This window comes from Psychrobacter sp. P2G3 (assembly GCF_001593285.1).
Taxonomy (GTDB): domain Bacteria; phylum Pseudomonadota; class Gammaproteobacteria; order Pseudomonadales; family Moraxellaceae; genus Psychrobacter.
In genome coordinates this window covers 994,969-1,012,572 of the sequence record NZ_CP012529.1, presented here as the reverse complement: position 1 = coordinate 1,012,572, position 17,604 = coordinate 994,969, and the positions used below count along the sequence as shown (strand labels likewise).

The 17,604-nt window shown below is 42.9% G+C and carries 15 protein-coding genes and 1 tRNA gene; 7 read left to right on the top strand and 9 right to left on the bottom strand.

What is annotated here, in order from left to right:
• The first annotated feature begins 42 nt into the window (after positions 1–42).
• The 4 genes from AK823_RS04345 (at position 43) to AK823_RS04330 (ending at position 4,600) form a co-directional block, all read left to right on the top strand.
• Positions 43–852, top strand: a complete 810-nt coding sequence (locus AK823_RS04345) for a phosphodiester glycosidase family protein (RefSeq protein WP_068326562.1) — start codon at positions 43–45, stop codon at positions 850–852.
• A 232-nt stretch (positions 853–1,084) separates the two neighbouring features.
• Positions 1,085–2,176: a redox-regulated ATPase YchF gene (gene ychF, locus AK823_RS04340; RefSeq protein ID WP_068034915.1), complete on the top strand. Its 1,092-nt coding sequence runs from the start codon at positions 1,085–1,087 to the stop codon at positions 2,174–2,176.
• A 186-nt stretch (positions 2,177–2,362) separates the two neighbouring features.
• Positions 2,363–3,811 carry a deoxyguanosinetriphosphate triphosphohydrolase gene (locus tag AK823_RS04335; protein WP_068326560.1) on the top strand — a complete coding sequence of 483 codons (1,449 nt, stop codon included), beginning with the start codon at positions 2,363–2,365 and terminating at the stop codon, positions 3,809–3,811.
• A 108-nt stretch (positions 3,812–3,919) separates the two neighbouring features.
• Positions 3,920–4,600: a TetR family transcriptional regulator gene (locus tag AK823_RS04330; RefSeq protein ID WP_068034913.1), complete on the top strand. Its 681-nt coding sequence runs from the start codon at positions 3,920–3,922 to the stop codon at positions 4,598–4,600.
• A gap of 56 nt (positions 4,601–4,656) precedes the next feature.
• Here the strand turns inward: AK823_RS04330 and gspK are convergent, their stop codons facing one another.
• From gspK to tsaA, 8 genes are all read right to left on the bottom strand, one after another.
• Positions 4,657–5,715: a type II secretion system minor pseudopilin GspK gene (gspK, locus tag AK823_RS04325; RefSeq protein WP_228138909.1), complete on the bottom strand. Its 1,059-nt coding sequence runs from the start codon at positions 5,713–5,715 to the stop codon at positions 4,657–4,659.
• A gap of 12 nt (positions 5,716–5,727) precedes the next feature.
• Positions 5,728–6,534 carry a type II secretion system minor pseudopilin GspJ gene (gspJ, locus tag AK823_RS04320; RefSeq protein WP_068326557.1) on the bottom strand — a complete coding sequence of 269 codons (807 nt, stop codon included), beginning with the start codon at positions 6,532–6,534 and terminating at the stop codon, positions 5,728–5,730.
• Positions 6,531–7,031: a type II secretion system minor pseudopilin GspI gene (gene gspI / locus AK823_RS04315; protein WP_068326554.1), complete on the bottom strand. Its 501-nt coding sequence runs from the start codon at positions 7,029–7,031 to the stop codon at positions 6,531–6,533. The genes gspJ and gspI overlap by 4 nt, the downstream gene beginning before the upstream one ends.
• A 3-nt stretch (positions 7,032–7,034) precedes the next feature.
• Entirely contained in the window at positions 7,035–7,937 is a 903-nt protein-coding gene (locus AK823_RS04310; protein WP_082785633.1) for a prepilin-type N-terminal cleavage/methylation domain-containing protein, read from the bottom strand.
• A 198-nt stretch (positions 7,938–8,135) separates the two neighbouring features.
• Positions 8,136–8,825 (bottom strand): TetR/AcrR family transcriptional regulator, encoded by a 690-nt coding sequence (locus tag AK823_RS04305; RefSeq protein ID WP_068326551.1) that lies wholly within the window; start codon positions 8,823–8,825, stop codon positions 8,136–8,138.
• A gap of 269 nt (positions 8,826–9,094) precedes the next feature.
• Positions 9,095–9,883, bottom strand: a complete 789-nt coding sequence (locus AK823_RS04300; protein ID WP_068326549.1) for a TatD family hydrolase — start codon at positions 9,881–9,883, stop codon at positions 9,095–9,097.
• 163 nt (positions 9,884–10,046) lie between these two features.
• Entirely contained in the window at positions 10,047–11,834 is a 1,788-nt protein-coding gene (locus AK823_RS04295; RefSeq protein ID WP_068326546.1) for a GspE/PulE family protein, read from the bottom strand.
• A 44-nt stretch (positions 11,835–11,878) separates the two neighbouring features.
• Positions 11,879–12,877 carry a tRNA (N6-threonylcarbamoyladenosine(37)-N6)-methyltransferase TrmO gene (gene tsaA / locus AK823_RS04290; RefSeq protein ID WP_068330135.1) on the bottom strand — a complete coding sequence of 333 codons (999 nt, stop codon included), beginning with the start codon at positions 12,875–12,877 and terminating at the stop codon, positions 11,879–11,881.
• 556 nt (positions 12,878–13,433) lie between these two features.
• On the opposite strand from tsaA, the gene AK823_RS04285 reads away from it, so the two are divergent.
• A complete protein-coding gene (locus AK823_RS04285; protein ID WP_068326542.1) occupies positions 13,434–14,207 on the top strand; it encodes a ferredoxin--NADP reductase in 774 nt (257 codons plus the stop codon).
• Positions 14,208–14,357: 150 nt separating this feature from the next.
• Positions 14,358–14,444: transfer RNA gene (locus AK823_RS04280), tRNA-Leu, on the top strand.
• 138 nt (positions 14,445–14,582) lie between these two features.
• On the opposite strand, the gene AK823_RS04275 is transcribed toward AK823_RS04280, so the two are convergent.
• A complete protein-coding gene (locus tag AK823_RS04275) occupies positions 14,583–15,278 on the bottom strand; it encodes a hypothetical protein (RefSeq protein WP_068326539.1) in 696 nt (231 codons plus the stop codon).
• Positions 15,279–15,652: 374 nt separating this feature from the next.
• Here AK823_RS04275 and AK823_RS04270 point away from each other — a divergent pair, with 374 nt between their 5' ends.
• Positions 15,653–17,593, top strand: coding sequence for a DUF3578 domain-containing protein (locus AK823_RS04270; RefSeq protein WP_203226573.1), 1,941 nt, complete (start codon positions 15,653–15,655; stop codon positions 17,591–17,593).
• Positions 17,594–17,604: the final 11 nt, after the last annotated feature.

Genomic DNA, 17,604 nt, shown 5'->3' with positions numbered 1-17,604 from the left:
AAGTCTATAAATTATATCCATATTACAAAAGATAAGTAATTGATGCCAAGTTTCGTTTTTGCCTTACCCTTATCATTAGCACTGCTAGCGTTAAGCGTCAGTGCTTGCCAACCAATAGGCGCTGATGCGTCTGACAGCGACACAGAAAACTGGTCATGTCAGTCGCAAGATACGCCATTTACTTATAGTATTTGTAGCGTTAACGCTGACGCGTTAAATAGCGAACGTTATTCACTACAGCTTTTTTGGCAACAGCCCGGCGATACGCAGCCATTGCTTACTTTTGATAACTTATTAGCGACATTACCAACTAACCAAACGCTTAATTTTGCTATGAATGCAGGCATGTATAACGAAAGTTACGCGCCGATTGGTTATACAGTCATTAAAGGTAAAGAGATTCGCGCCTTAAACCTAAACGAAGGTGGTGGCAATTTCCATTTACTGCCTAATGGGGTCATGTGGTGGGATAAATCTGGCAATGTACAAATTACCGAAAGCAACGCTTTAGATGAACAGATTAAGAATGACGAAGCTAAGCCTTGGTATGCCACGCAATCAGGGCCGATGCTAGTCATCAACGATGAGATACACCCGCAGTTTAACTCGGATAGCAACTCAATCAAGTTTCGTAATGGTGCAGGTGTTTGCAGTGATGGCAGTATACGTCTCGTTAATAGTAATGAGCCTGTGACGTTTTATCAGTTTGCATCGCTGTTTAAAAATGACTTAAGCTGTCCGAATGCACTATTTTTAGATGGCGGGATTGCTTCGGCATTATATGCACCCAGTATCGATAAACACGATAAAAAAGAGATGGGTGTCATGATTGGAGTGGTTGAGTTGAAGTAAAATTAGCACATCTATACGCCCGTTGGCAGGTAATTTTTGCTACAATAGCGCCAATTTTTATTTCATATTAAACCAATTAACTATCTGACTCTTAGCTTTCTAGCTATCATTATCATAGGCTACCGTTTTAGCTCAGCTTAAATCTTTGCGAAAGCAAAATGCTGGGCTAAAACCATAGCCTAAACTAGCTTAAGAGTTGGATTCAGTCTTATTACTATATTGAGAAACTACTATGGGTTTTAACTGCGGCATCGTCGGCCTACCAAACGTGGGTAAGTCCACTTTATTTAATGCCTTAACTAAAGCGGGAATCGCCGCTGAAAACTTTCCATTTTGTACCAAAGATCCCAACACTGGTATCGTGCCAGTACCAGATCCACGCCTAAAGAAATTGGCTGACATCGTCAATCCTGAACGCGTATTGCCAACGACGATGGAGTTTGTCGATATCGCCGGTCTGGTCGCTGGTGCGTCAAAAGGCGAAGGCATGGGCAACCAGTTCCTAGCCAATATCCGTGAGACCGATGCGATTGCTCACGTGGTACGTTGTTTCGATGATGACAACGTCGTACACGTCGATGGTCGCGTCAGCCCTATTGATGATATCGAAACCATCAATACTGAATTGGCACTCGCTGATCTCGAAGCCGTTGAGCGCGCGGTATTTAACTTAACCAAAAAAGCCAAAGGTGGTGATAAAGATGCTGGGGCCATGCTTGATGTGTTCAAAAAAATCGAACCATTATTAGCAGAAGGTAAAGCCGCGCGCGCCGCCAATCTTGACAGAGATGAGCAAAAGCTTATTAGAAGTTATGGTTTAATTACCTTGAAACCAACTATGTATATCGCTAATGTCAGCGAAGATGGTTTTGAGAACAATCCTTATCTAGATGCCGTGCGCAACTATGCCACTGGCGAAGATTCTATCGTTATCGCTCTATGTAACCAAATTGAATCTGAAATCGCACAGCTTGATGAAGATGATAAAAAAGACTTTTTGGCCGAGATGAACATGGAAGAAGCGGGTCTAGACCAAGTGATTCGCGGTGGTTATGACTTGCTTGATATGCAGACTTACTTTACCGCTGGCGTTAAAGAAGTACGCGCTTGGACCGTTGAAGTGGGCGCTACAGCTCCTCAAGCAGCTGGCGTGATTCATACAGACTTTGAGCGAGGCTTTATTCGTGCTGAAGTAATCGCTTATGATGACTTTATTGAATACAATGGCGAAAAAGGCGCAGCTGCTGCAGGCAAATCACGTCTAGAAGGTAAGACTTATATCGTACAAGATGGCGATGTGATGCATTTCCGCTTTAACGTATAAGCCTTCTGATGGTTTAAGTATTTCTTTTACTTGATACCTTGCTTACACAGTCTTAGCATAGAACAACCAAAAGTCAGCCTTTGTGCTGGCTTTTTTTATTATACTGATTTAACCAGCGCTGAAAAACATCGCACATTTTTACAATGCATATTTTAAAAAACGATAATAAATAATGGATTATAGATTATGGTCGCTCATTTTAAGAAGCCACAGACTCCAGCCGATCATTGGGCACAATTATTTACCGCACAGCGTTTAGGCAGTGTGAAAAAAGCACCTATCCAAGACAGTGCTCGCTCCTCCTTTCATAAAGACTACGATCGCTTGGTATTTTCACATTCCTTTCGTCAGCTGAATCAAAAAACCCAAGTTCACCCACTCACCAATCAACTAGGTATCCATACGCGCTTAACTCATTCGCTTGAGGTTTCTTGTATTGGACGCTCGCTAGGGATAATGGCAGCAGAAAAATTGCATGACAAACTGGATAACGGACTGCCAGCAGGCGTGTCGCCAGCTGATGTCGGGGTGATTGTACAAGCAGCATGCCTTGCCCATGATATCGGCAACCCACCTTTCGGTCACGCTGGTGAGTATGCTATCCGTGATTGGTTTATTCATCCAGATCGTCAACCAATCTTGCAGCATTTGAGCAGCAATGAGCAATTGGACTTGCTGGCTTATGAAGGCAATGCACAAGGGTTTCGACTGCTAGCGCGTAATGAGCATCATCCAGATAAGGGCGGTATGCGTCTGACCTGCGCAACTTTGGGCGCGTTTATGAAGTATCCGTGGCTAGCAACGCATAGCAATTCAATAAACAGCGACCAGAAGAATGAGGATGTTAACAAAAACTTACCGACGACCAACGTGCAGAAATTTGGCTGCTTTTATAGTGAAGCTGCGCAGTTGGAGCAATTGGCAGACTGTTTGCATTTGCCGCGCTCGCAGCAGCATGATGGCTTTGCGCGTCATCCACTCGCTTATCTACTTGAAGCGGCAGACGATATTTGCTATGCATTGATAGACTTAGAGGATGGTATTCATCTAAACATGCTGAGTTATAGCGATGTAGCAGCCATCCTTTATGAGCTGATCGGTGAACGCTCTGATACCATTGCATTGCCTATCGCTTTGCCACCGCAAGTTTCCGTCAGACAACAGCTAGCAGCTCTACGTGCTCGGGCCATGATGCGCTTGGTTAATACGGTAACCGATGCCTTTGTTGCCAACTCTAGCGCTATGCTTGCTGGCACACTCACAGGTAGCTTATTTAATCATTGCGAGCCCACTGTACAAAATGGCATTACCCAAGCCAAGCAGTTGGCCCGCGAACAAATATTTAATCATCCCAGTAAAGTACGTATGGAGCTGATGGCCAATCAATGCTTGCATCGTCTCCTTGATGCATTTATGCCACTGGCTTGGACAGCCCTTGCGGACGCACCAAAACCGTTTGAGCAGCAGCGCCTCTTAAGCTTGCTACAGCCGCATCTTGATGAGCATCGGCGGGTACTATCCGATAATATTTATCATAACATTCTAAATATTTTAGATTTTATTACTGGCATGAACGATCATGAAGCTTATAGGTTGGCGCAGGAGTTGCAAGGTCATTGGGGTACGATGGTCTAGTAAATTCACCATCCAATATCCATCTTATCCATCATAACTAGGGATTTCATTCGTATTTTTGCGTTGAAATGAGTATGATAAACATCTATTAGGTAATTTTGAAATATTATGAGCAGTCGCGAACAAAAAAAGCTTCAAACTCGGCGCGCATTTTTTAATGCAGTGCTAGACTTATGTATCACTGGGCAATCTTTTAGCTCTATCAGTCTTAGACAAGTAACTCGTGAGGTTGGCGTGGTGCCGACCGCATTTTACCGCCATTTTGATGGTATGGAATCGTTGGGCGAGGCATTAGTTGTTGAAGAGTTAGGTGGTACGCTTGCTACGTTGCGTGATGGCCTACAGATTGGCCGTAAACGCAGTTTTGATCGTCAGATTGCCAAGAGTATTCAGCTATTTTTACAAACCGTGAGCGCGCAGCCACGTTATTGGCAGTTTTTGGTCAGTGAACGCTTTGGTGGCTCAGAAGCTGTCCGTAAAGCTATTAGCGATCTGATAAAGATGCATGGGAAAATACTAGGAGAAGATCTAGCTTTACAGCCTGCTTTTACTCATATCAATGCTTATGACCGCCGGTTGCTCGCTGAGGCGGGGGTTAATATGTTTTTCTCTTGGATTATCGATTGGTTAGAGCTGACTTATTCTGAAGAGCATGACGATGAAGTTGATTCAGCAGAAATTGAAGATAAAAAACAGCTGATGCTACACAATTGTACCCGTCAAGCACAAATGCTATTTTATGGTGCTTATAACTGGAAATCGAGCGAAGAAACTCAGCTTAATGATTGATAGTGCATTAAATGATTGATAATGCATTAGCTGCTTCTCATTAATGGTATTAGTCATTAAAAGCTAGGACGGAATGCCCATAAGCGCTGTGATATTACTTCTACTGTCTTAGCCTCATTATTATTGCTTTCACTAGCATTGTTATTGTTGCCATTGTTATTATCATCCCTATCATCGTCGCTGCTAGCGCTCGTTTTGCTAATTAATACTGTCGCAAAACGTTGCCGTGCTGCACCTACACCGGTGCTATCAGTGGCGGTGATAAGAGCTCTGAATGCTCGAGTATCCACCGCTAATAATGAGTCCATTCCTTTACGCTCTTCAGTGCCCATACTAATAAACGGTGGCAATTGCCATAGATCATCAACAGATGCTAATACTTGTTGTGCACGCAGATCTGTCAGCGTTTGCATTTGTTTTGGGGTCACCTCATCCATCAGCGCAGCGAGCAATACAGGGCTTGCCGTATTGACATTGGTAGGTAAAAAGTAAGGCACTGCGGTAATATACGGTCGTAAGATTGCCAAGGTCTCAGCGCTGACCCCGCGTACTTCTTGGAGCTGGTCTATACTAACCAATGGCTGATTGGGCAGAGTTTTATTGGCGCTGCTACTTGCTGACTGGCTATATAAGACACTCTCATCACCGCCATCGTTATAGACTTCGTTGTCTGCATCTTGCCAATCAAGCACCGCAATAGCAATTTCAGGCTCTAGATTTAACTGTGTCAATAAACGCTGAAACACCGCTAATGCATTGGTATCGGCTGTGCCATCATGATAAAGATTATTGATGTTAAAGCGGCTAGCCTCATCACGTAGCTCCATAGTGATGCTATGCACCCCTAAAGTATAAGGCGGCATCGGCTGTGCCCAAATATCTTGTGCGCTATCGGTATCATTCAGCTTATCATCAGCGCGAATAATGGTAATTGCTAACTGCTGACCGGCCTCGATGTCTTGTAGTAGTTGATCTTGATTAAACAATAAGCCACTGCGGCGAATGGCGATTTTCTGACTAGCAAGCATTGCACCTGCTACTACTGTAATACTGACAACCAAAAGTAAAATGGTCAATAGTGCCACACCGCGCTGGGAGTCTGCTGTCATTGTCATAAGCGCCTCCTATTATTGACCATTTGTCATGTTATCAGAGTTATTTTCATTATTGCCGTTGTTATTCTCATTACCAGCACCGCTATTGCTATTATTTGGTAGAGATTGTGGTGCGAGGGCCCATTGCCAAGTAATCGGCATATCTTGATAAGTAAAACTCATCCCTACCCCTTTAGGAAGTAAGACAGTTTCCGGCTTATCAATAGCAGAGTTATCGCTATTATTGTTCTCATTATTACCAAATTGGTTATCTGCGCTAGGGAAATTATTACTCACCTCAGGTAAGTAGGCCTGCCAGCGCCCTGCTGTGACACCGTTAAGAAGCACCGTATCTAAGCTGACGCTATCAGCCCCACCTTGGATACTGTTGTATTGTCGACGGATAAGACGCTCATCTGCAAAGATATAGTCAACACGCTGCAAGCTTGGACTGGTTTGGTAGCGTGGATCAGGATCAGCAAAACGCACAAAGCTAAGCTGCTCACCATCTAAGCTCATAAAGGGTTCAGCAGCTATAGAGTCTTGAGCGCTATTAGTATCATTGCCATTAGTGTTGCCATTGGTATTGGCGTTCAGGTTGGAGCCGTTCGCGCTACTATTTTGCGTAGAAGGTGCTTGATAAGCAAGGACTTGACCCATATCTTGTTGCAATTGCAAATACGCATACTGTAAGACCGCCAGCTGATCGGCATGAAACTGCGCCCGTTCGCGAGCACGGTTGACCCCATCAAATACTTGCCACCCTGCGACCGCAAGCATCGCAAATATCACCATCGCTACCATGAGCTCAAGTAAGGTAAAGCCGCGCTGCTGCCTCACGGGTTGCCTCCATTTGGATTTAAGCTACCCAAATCTAAACTACCGACGTCTTGCTCTGCATTGCCTAGGATCACATTGATATCCGTTACCGCTGAGCGCACTTGCCCATCGATAATAGGGGCAACACTGATATTCACTTCCTTTAACGCTGGCGTCAAAGTGCTATTGACAGTCATGGCTACTTGCCACGCGCGGCCTTGGGCATCCATCGTTTGCGTGCTATTGGCCGTCAACCACGACTCTTGAATCCGCAAATCAGCCGCGGCGTTTTGTGCCACAAAGTGTGCAAGCGTACGCGTACGTAATACCTCAACCGAGTTCAGATATGCACTACTGGCACGGCTAGCGGCAACGGCGACCACTGCTAATATGGCGAGTGCCACCATCACTTCAATCAGTGTAAACCCACCCTCACGCTTTGAAAATGGAATTTGATATGCGCTACGATTTTTAATATGTGTTGTTGGTTTGTACTTATAATTATATTTCTTCGTCATCTGCTACAGCCCCTGCCCTATAGTCATACTGCCATCCGGCATAATAGTGATGACTTCTCCGACTAATCGCGACTGATGACGCACCTCAATCGTGACAGGAGTTGCCTGCCCAGTACCAAACCACAATACTTGCGGCACTACTTGGCCATTAAACCAAGGTTGTAAAGTTTGGGCAGACTCTAGCCCTGACGCATTATTCGCCTGCAGACTTTGAATGCTTAAGCTGACCCCAGCTGGCATTTCTGGCAACGTGACTTCCGATTCCAGCTCCCAGCTAGGAGTTGGTTGACTTTCTCCATTAGCCCCTGACATACCGGACAAGTCTGCAGACAACTCCATTGAGTTTTTGGGCGTACTATCACCGTTACTTGGCGTTACTGATTGGGTCTGATAGCTGATATAAGGGTTTGATAAACTCATAATGACGGGCGTCACTTGACCTTGCTTGTCTGCTTGCAAGCTCAGACCCATCGGCTGCATACGCTCAGCTGCCAGTAGTCTGACATAACTTAATGAGTCAGTAAGATGCTCATAAAAGGCGCGGTTTTTTCTGGATTCACTACTACCGACTGACACAGCAATCATGCCAGCGAATATAGACAGAATAACCATGACTACCATGATTTCAACCAAGGTAAAGCCTGTTTGCGAACGTGGTAAGTTTGATAATGCGAACTTTGTGGGAAGTATTCGACTAGGTATTACTCGATTAGAAAGTGCTCGGTGATGGTTTTCTTGGAGCTGTTTTTTTTGCGAACAGCTTTCTTGAAAATGCTTAGGAGTCTGACAACAGCGATGACTGAATTTTATAGCTGTGTCATTATTTAGATTAGTTAGCTTACTTTTTGTGGGGCAAAAAGCGTGCTCGACCACTGAGCTGGACTGAGTCTTGGCAGTGATCGGCATGGTGTACCTACTATCAACAATATAATACGTAGAATGGGAGTAAGAAGTAATTATTATAAACCTAGGTCATTTTTCAGCATAATCATAAAAAGATCAAATCAACATGATTAAAAATTGGCAAGTTACTTTTAAAAATTATAAAAGCAATTCTTACAACCTACCAATCTTAATCTATGCTATCAGTAAAAGTACACCCTATCAGTAAGTCGCATTACGATGTTCTTCTGATTCAGTTTCAATTTGCTCAACCAACTCTTGCATGTCCTCATCCAATGCATGTTGATCTATCTCATCAGCTGGGTAATGACTGGGCAATTCAAGCATTTGCTGCACAAAAACATAACGTAAAGTATCACGACGACCTAAATAACGCTGATAGAAACTGGAATTCAACAGTCCTGCTCCACCTTGACCCATCGCCCAAATGGAGGACAGATAATCACGGGTGCTTAAGCTGCTACGCTCATCTTTTAGATAAATACTGATTATATCGAGCAAACGCTTCATACGCTGGCGGCGAATATCGTATAGCTCACCGAATAGACGGTTGAGACCGGTCACCGAAGCAGCCAAACGTTCCTCTATTTGATTGAGCAGCATGGCTTTTTGGGGATTGAACAGTTGCTGAAATATCATTCGCGCAATCCCTGCTGACGGGCAATCATCAATACGATTTATCTCAAAAAGTTGCTCTTCATAACGAATGATAATACGTAAATAAAGCTCATCTTTACTCGAAAAATGCTTATATAGCGTACCTTTTGCCAAATCCAATTGATCGGCCAAACTGTCTAAAGTGATATCACCGTCGCCTGACTCAAGTAATAATTGTTCAGCCATCGCTAAGATATTCTCTTCGCGAGCTTTAAACTGATGTTGACGACTCATAACCTCTCCTAAAACCTGACAAGACTAAGCATATGACCCTATTGCTATGACAGTGCGATAGATAGTGAGTCGGCAATGACGGTATGAGAACTGCACGAAGACTATAAAGGGCTATAAGGGACTATGATATAAATAGTGGCTATGCTTACATTGCTTACGTTTGCTTAATAGTCATTGATAATCATACGCTTACGTTTTAGAGCTTAATAGCTCTTTACGCAGTAATAGGACTATACAATTAATGACTGACTGGTCATAGCATAACGATTTTAATGATACTGTGCCAGTAAATTTTCAAAGTTTTTTGCAGTCAGTGCACCGACTTCATCGCTACTACAGCCATACATATCGGCAATACAGCTAGCGACATAAGGAACATATGCTGGCTCATTAGGTCGGCCACGTTTTGGCACAGGAGCTAGATACGGACTATCAGTTTCGATAAGTATTCTATCCCTAGGCATATTTTGCGCAGCCTCTTTAATATTTTGCGCGCTCTTAAAGCTAACAATACCTGAGAATGAGATATAAAACCCTAAATCCAGCGCACGTTTTGCCGTGTCCCAATCTTCGGTAAAGCAGTGAATAATGCCATGTTCTGCACCTTCCGCTTTTAAGATATCGATAGTGTCCTCTTTGGCATCACGCATATGTACGACCAGCGGTTTCTTCAAACTTTGGCTGGCATGAATATGACGCGCAAGGCTTGCTTGTTGCTCTTTTTTATTTTCTGTCGACCAGTAATAATCCAGCCCCGTCTCCCCTATTGCCCAAACGTGCTCAGCGTCAGCGGTCTCTAGCAAACGCTCGACCGTCGCTGATTGCAATACGCCAATATCTTCACAAGGATGGATGCCCACGCTCATGCCTAAATTTAAGGTTTCATCACCGTAGGTGCTGACGATATTGGCAATCTCATCATATTCAGCAAAATCACACATAATTGCCATCGCACGGGTGACATTGGCCTCTTTCATAGCAGCTATCGCGCCGGATAATTGACCATCATACTTTGTTAAATCCAGACGGTTTAGATGGCAGTGGCTATCAGTAAACATAAACAATCTCGTTATAGTAATTTTTTAGATAAGTTATAGTAATTTTGCAGACAAAAAATATTCGGATAAAGCATTCAAGTTGTACTAGTGTTAATTGCAGTGAAAAGAGTATTTTTCAAGTGTGCTTTAGACACGTACTGATCAAAGCTGATTTTTAATGTAATCAATGCAACGGCACAACGCGCATCACCTCTTCTATGGTCGTCACCCCTTCACTAATGCGCTTCGCCCCAGATAGGCGCAATGGTTGCACGCCTTCTCGGTACGCTTGTTGTTTGAGCGTATCCAAATTGGCATCAGCGGCTACCAGCTTTTTTAGTTCATTCGACAATGGCATGATCTCGTACAGACCGACACGGCCTTGATAACCTGTATGGCGACAGTGCTCACAGCCCTGCGCCGTATAAATTTGTGCTGGCACAGCAGCGCGCCAAGGCTGTACCAACTCCTGCCACTGAATAGCTATCTCGCTATCTGGCGTAACATCAACTGCTTGCTTGCAATGTAGACATAATGTACGTAACAAGCGCTGCGCCATCACGCCCAAGATAGTTGCCGAAGTCAAAAACGGCTGAATCCCTAAATCGTGTAAGCGAGTGATTGAACTGGGCGCATCATTGGTATGCAAAGTCGAGAGTACCAAGTGTCCAGTTAAGGATGCCTGCACTGCCATATTAGCAGTTTCAGCATCTCGAATCTCACCGACCATAATGATGTCTGGGTCTTGACGCATCAAGGAGCGGATACCATCAGCGAAGTGCAAATCCACGCCTGCATTGACCTGCATTTGGTTAAAGGCTGGCTCAATCATCTCAATAGGATCTTCGATAGTACAGACGTTGACCTGCTCCGTCGCTAGCTGCTTAAGCGTACTGTATAAGGTGGTAGTTTTACCAGAACCCGTCGGACCGGTGACCAAAATAATGCCGTTTGGATGTGCCGTCAGCTCATGCCAAGTCTCAAGCTGCTTACCCGACAAACCAAGCTGAGCAAACGAGCGCACCAACACTTCTGGGTCAAATACGCGCATGACCAGCTTTTCGCCAAAAGCAGTCGGCATGGTAGACAGACGCAGCTCGGTTTCCATCCCGTTATGGGTACGTGTCTTTAGGCGACCATCTTGCGGTTTGCGTTTTTCTGCGACATTAAGACGTCCTAAAATTTTAACACGTGCGGTCACCGCTACTATAATCGCCAGTGGCATCTCATAAACAGTATGCAGCACGCCATCAATTCGAAAGCGCACTTTTCCCGTCTCACGGCGCGGCTCTAAATGAATATCACTCGCGCGCTGCTCAAAGGCATACTGCAGTAACCAATCGACGACTTTGACGATATGTTGATCGTTGGCATCTGGATTGGTATTGTCGCCCAGTTGTAATAAGGCTTCAACATTGGTCACATCAGCTGCCGCACGCTTATGGATACTATTCGCCCCGGCAATCGCTTGCGTGACTTGATAGAACTCTTGCCGATAACGATTAATCTGCTCAGGATTAATATAGACCGTACGATAGCTTTTAGATTTGATGATTTTTTCGATATTTGAGTGCCAATCCGTATAAAACGGCTGATCGGTACCGATAACTACCTCATCAAGCGTCACTTCAATCGGCAAAATATGCTGCAAGCGCGCATACTCAAAAGACATCAGCTGCGTCACTGCCGGCACATCAACCTTTAACGGGTCAATACGCACGATTGGCATATCTGCTTTGGCTGCCAGCCATTGATTGAGCCATGCCAGTGTTAATTTATTCTCAGGCTTATTATCAAGCGCATGACCATTTGGCAAACCAAATTCACTAATCGTCAGTAGCGGATGCTGCGCCTTATCACGGCGACTAGTAATCACCAAATTATAGCCACGCTGGTCAATCACCCTATCTGCCAATAGTTCATCAAGACACCAACGTAAATCAATCACTATCGAATACTGCTGAGCGGACATATTTTTCTTCTTTTATTATCGGTAAGTGGTGCTTAAAGAGCACCCTACAAGGTCTCATTCACTTCTACAACTGCCATTATTTGTAGCTGCCCTGATTCTAGCAACTGAAAACTCACATCCACAGACTTATAGCGCATGATAAAAGGTGTATTTATCTCCGTACGGCGATAGGCTGGACGTGGATCTTGCGCGATTAAGGCTTTTATAGAGTCGATATCAGATTCCAGCAATTGCTTTTGCACCTTGTGGACAAGCCCATCTCTTGAGTTTAGCGAATTTGTTAAGTTTATTGAATTCATTGAATCTATAAAAAGTAATGCAGCATTTTCCGTACCACTATTTGTGTCATTATTTTTATTATTAGCTTTATCAGATTGCTCTACATTAACCTGCTCTACATTAATCAAAGCCATAAACTGCTCGTAAGCAGATTCAGTCATTGTCACATTCAGCAGTGTTGGTGCAGTTGGCGCAAAGCCACTCTCTGCATCATCAACAGCATCGCTATAAGCCACATAGGGTTTGATATCGATAATTGGCGTACCATCAATCATATCAGCACCGCTAATGATAAGTAATACGCGGCCTTCTACTACCTCAACCCGTTGAAGTTTAACCACAGACAGCCCTAAACCTGAAGGTCGATACATACTGCGACTGGCAAACACGCCTATCTTCTCATTACCGCCTAGCCGTGGTGGTCGTACTTGCGCGCGAAAACTGCTATCCGCTTTATTGATATGGCCGTTTTTACTTGCATGACTGGCTTTATTTGCATGGCCGTTTTTATTTATAAAGTTATGATGAAACTGCCAGCTAAGCCAAATATGACTAAACGCTTCTAATCCGACAAACGCGGCTGGTGTGTCGTAAGGCGCTAGCATCTCAATCACACTTGTCAGTGCCACCAGATTTGGCTGTCTTGGCGCCCCAAACTTCTGTGATAGTGGCGCGCGATGGTAGCCAATAATTGGCGCATGGTGATAACCTTCTGACACATTGCCCTCTAACGCATTGCTCTCTGACTTATCGCCCTCTACCATATTGTCACCTGACATAAAAAATCTCCAAAAAAACTTGCCAATAGTGACAATTTGTCTATTCAAAACAGATTTATACAATAAAACAGACTGACTATAAAACGGTCTCATCCAATCATACAAAATTATTTACTAACGATATTCTATTTTATCATGCCCGCTCAGAGCCACTTAGCGGATTTTTATTTTAAAGTTTGGTATTATGAGCGGTGAATTTGTTGAGAATCGCTTGCATTCATATGCTAGCGTCTCTATACATAGACTTTGCAGGCATTCCCAGCCCCGTATAACGCTTATAATAATGTTAAAATAGCGATATTTATAACACAGCCTGTTTGCTTGACTCATGATGCTCTTAGACCCATGATGCCCAAGTCGGATAAGCCTAGTAGGTTTAAGATTTATATCATGAGCAGTCGCGATAGCTGTCTTTATAATTATTTTGATAATTATTAAAAACAGCAGGTATTTTTAGAATATTGGATTCACCGTTGAAAATTTTAATTTAATACTCATTTAAACCTAATAATGTAGTCAGTAATCTATTAACGAGGACTTTATGTCAAAACTTCGCACCGAAACGGTCACAGAGGTTCATCACTGGAATGACGCTCTATTCAGCATCAAAACCACGCGCGATGACGGTTTACGTTTTCGTAATGGTGAGTTTGCGATGATTGGTCTCGCTATCGATGGCAGACCATTACTGCGCGCTTACTCGATTGCTAGCCCTAACTATGAAGAGCATTTAGAATTCTTTTCTATCAAAGTTCAAGACGGCCCATTGACTTCACGCTTACAGCATATCAAAGTCGGCGATGAGCTATTGGTCAGCAAAAAACCAACAGGTACGTTAGTGCTTGACGATTTATTGCCGGGTAAACACCTTTATATGCTATCAACTGGTACTGGACTTGCGCCGTTCTTAGCATTGGCGCGTGACCCTGAAGTTTATGAGCGCTTTGATAAAATCATTTTGGTACATGGTGTACGTTACATTGATGATTTGGCTTATCAAGATATGTTTGAAAACGAGCTGCCAAATGACGAAATCTTTGGCGAATGGTACCGCGAAAAGTTCATCTACTATCCGACTATCACACGTGAAGAGTTCAGAAATACTGGGCGCGTCACCGATTTAATGAAATCAGGCAAACTGTTCGAAGATATTGGTTTACCACCGATGAATAAAGAAGATGACCGTGTGATGATCTGCGGTAGCATGCCATTCAATGCGGAAGTTTCAGCGATTTTAGATGATTTTGGTCTTACTGTCTCACCGCGTATGGGCGTACAGGCAGATTATGCGGTTGAACGTGCGTTTGTCGGATAAATTAATTAGTACTGAGTTAATTAATACGCAATTATCATAAATAATTCTTGACGGCTAAAAATAGGCTGTTATAATACGCAGCCTATACAGTTAACCCTGTAGCCCAATTCGATAATTTTTAGTTTTTAAACAAACTTTATCACCTAACACGCCGGTGTGATGGAATTGGTAGACATGACGGATTCAAAATCCGTTGCCTTTAAAAGCGTGTCGGTTCAAGTCCGACCACCGGTACCAATACTAAAATACCGCTAACGATTCATTGTTAGCGGTATTTTTTTGCGTGTTAGTTTATAAAACTGCTCAAAAAACTCACGATATATTGGCTCTGGCTCGTAGAGTACGTGTAATGCACCCTACGACTAAAACCAAACCCTACTCAGCGTCATCTATTAGCTTATTTAGCGCATCTACCATGTCATCATCTATGATACTATCTTCAACATAATCAACTAATTCATAGATGGTGGTCAGATCCATCTCTCTGATACCCAAACTGGCTAGCTCTTCGTTGATAGACTCTAAGCTTACGACATCCTCAGGATTTCCTAATAGGTGCTCATCAAACCCAGCATTGACGAACCAATATATTTTTTCTAACAACGTATCTCTTTCGGTTAAAGTAGAGTAACCCTCGCCTTGGATGAATACATTAAAGTGATAAGGCAGCTCTACATCATTGATAAAGAAAGTACGCATACAGTCTATCGTGTAGGCTTGGCTATCACTATTTTCATCGTCTGCATTGTCTTCATCTACTTCAATCTGCTCTTCTACTAAATTTCCTAATATCTGATAATCTCCTACTTTTACCTTATGATTATAGATAATACAAAAATCAGCGATGGCGTCAAAAATAACCGCGCTGATATCTAAAGTATTATCATCGATATCATAAAAGGCTTTTAGAGCTGGTAAAAACTCGGTTAGTTTGTCTTCGGGTACTTGCGTGAGAAACTGTTGCTCGTATATGGTTATCATGTCATCAGGAGAATAGGTGTTTACGTTGTCTTCTTCGTTTCTGCCGGTAGGTTGCAGGGGCACAAGATTATATGGGTTATTGTTGGTCATTCAGAACTGCCTTGTTATATGAGTTTGCGGTATTGAATGTCTACGGCTATAAGTTTCGGCTCATTTTAGCTATTATAGTGTCGCAGAATCCATGACGGGTATTATCCCTTATTCAGTAACTTTTAGATATACAGCCTACTTTAGCAGAAGGCTATTTTATAAGCGATTCGTCCGTAGGCTGAGGCTTTAGCCCAGCACAAACTCTGAGAAATATTAATGTTTGGTTAATTGCTTAGACTATATAGATTAGAAAAATAACTGAGATCAATAGTTTTTATATTCTCACGATACAGAATCTATTACCTTGTCTGGCCTAACTTATTAGTATTGTGTACACTAATCAACAAACTTAAGCTGACCTTTTGGATGAATAAATGGCTGACATGAACCTTGCAGAAAAATTAAAGAAATTTACTTCTAGTTGGGTTCAAGCAACTAATGAGTCTTTTACAAACCATCCAACCGCCAACTTTTTGAGAAACGACTTAAAAGAAGAAATAGCAGCTATCGTTAAAGATTTTGATAATAACTATTTAATAAAAGCTAGCGTGGGAGCTGGAAATTGGGCTAATATTCCATGGCTTGCAATACTTAATCCCAAAATAACGACAGCAATCCAAGATGGTATATACCCTGTGTACTTATTCAGTACCGATGGCTTAGGTTTTTACTTATCTTTAAACCAAGGTACAACAACACCTAAGGAAGAGCTAGGTAAAGTTAAAGCTGATATCAGGGCAGAGCTTATTAAGAAGTATATACTTGAAAAGTTTCCTGAATTAAAAGACTGGGGCGAGCAAAGAATAGATTTAAATGCGAATACACCACTAGGTAAGTCTTATGAGACTGCAAATATCGTCGCTAAGTACTATAGCCTAGATATAGAGCTAGACAGTGAATCTTTAAAGCAAGATCTACGAAAGCTATTGTTTTATTATCGGAAGATAGAAACCTTAGATATTGAAGTAGAGTTGCAGAAATTTACTATGAATAAGCCAGAAGAAAGAACTAAACCTCTCCAAAAAAAGCAAAAATCTCTCCCTGATGATGTAACTCCCCTATCCAAACCCTTCCTACTCCTAGCTGGTATCTCTGGCACTGGTAAAACTCGTTTTGTCCGTGAGCAAGCCAAAGCCACAGGCAGCCTTAGCGATACTTACTGCCTAACTTCCGTACGCCCTGATTGGCATGAGCCTAGTGACATATTAGGCTATATATCACGCTTGGGTGGAGATGGTAACGCTGAATACATCATCACTGATGTGCTGCAATTCATTGCTAAATCGTGGCGGGCGATTATCGATGCTGGGCTTAAGCTAAGCGTTAGCGACTCTAATGGCCTTGATACAAGGCTCACTGTGACTGGCGATAAAGCTCAATTAGATGGAGTACTGCCCTATTGGCTATGCTTAGATGAAATGAACTTAGCGCCTGTTGAGCAGTATTTTGCTGATTATTTATCAGTGTTAGAGACACGCGTATGGCAATGGGATGCTGAGCAATTTGATTATTGCTGTGATCCTCTTTTGAAATCAGCAACTATTAAACAATTAGCGGACACAAACAAACTGCGTAGCGATTTGGGTTTTATAGATAGTAAATACGATAGAGAGTGGGAATTGTTTTGTGAGCATGGTTTAAGCCTACCCTTTAATCTAATCGTCGCTGGTACGGTAAATATGGATGAAACTACCCATGGATTCTCACGCAAAGTGATTGATCGCGCTTTGAGCTTTGATTTTGGTGAGTTTTTCCCCAATGACTTTGAACACTTCTTCGAACCGAAAGTGACTTATAACATTTTGAGTTATCCCCTTTATTCTCAAGCCACTATCGACGATTTGCCTACTATAGATAGCACAGGTAACAGAAGTATTAGCTTCTTACAGTCTATTAATAGCGTGCTTGATAACACGCCATTCCAATTGGCTTTTAGAGCACTCAACGAGTTATTGCTAGCCGTTATTAGTACCCAACCGACAGATGATCGGCAGTTACAAGCGGTATGGGATGACTTCCTAATGCATAAAGTGCTGCCACGTATCGAAGGTGATCACGATAAACTGACTATTCATAATAGTACTACTAACAACGATTCATTGTTTGATGAGCTATCGCTCGTATTAGCACGAGAGCTTGCTGATATTTGGCATGAGCCAAAGGATTCTCCTAACGCTCGTCCTGACTTATATCGCGAGAAGTTAGTAGCAGAAGAGGATGATAAAGTATTGCGTATCACTTGTCGCAGTGGAGCCAAACTAGCATGGATGAAAGGACGTTTAGAACGTTCAGGATTTACCAGTTTTTGGCCTTAATCGCTAAAATG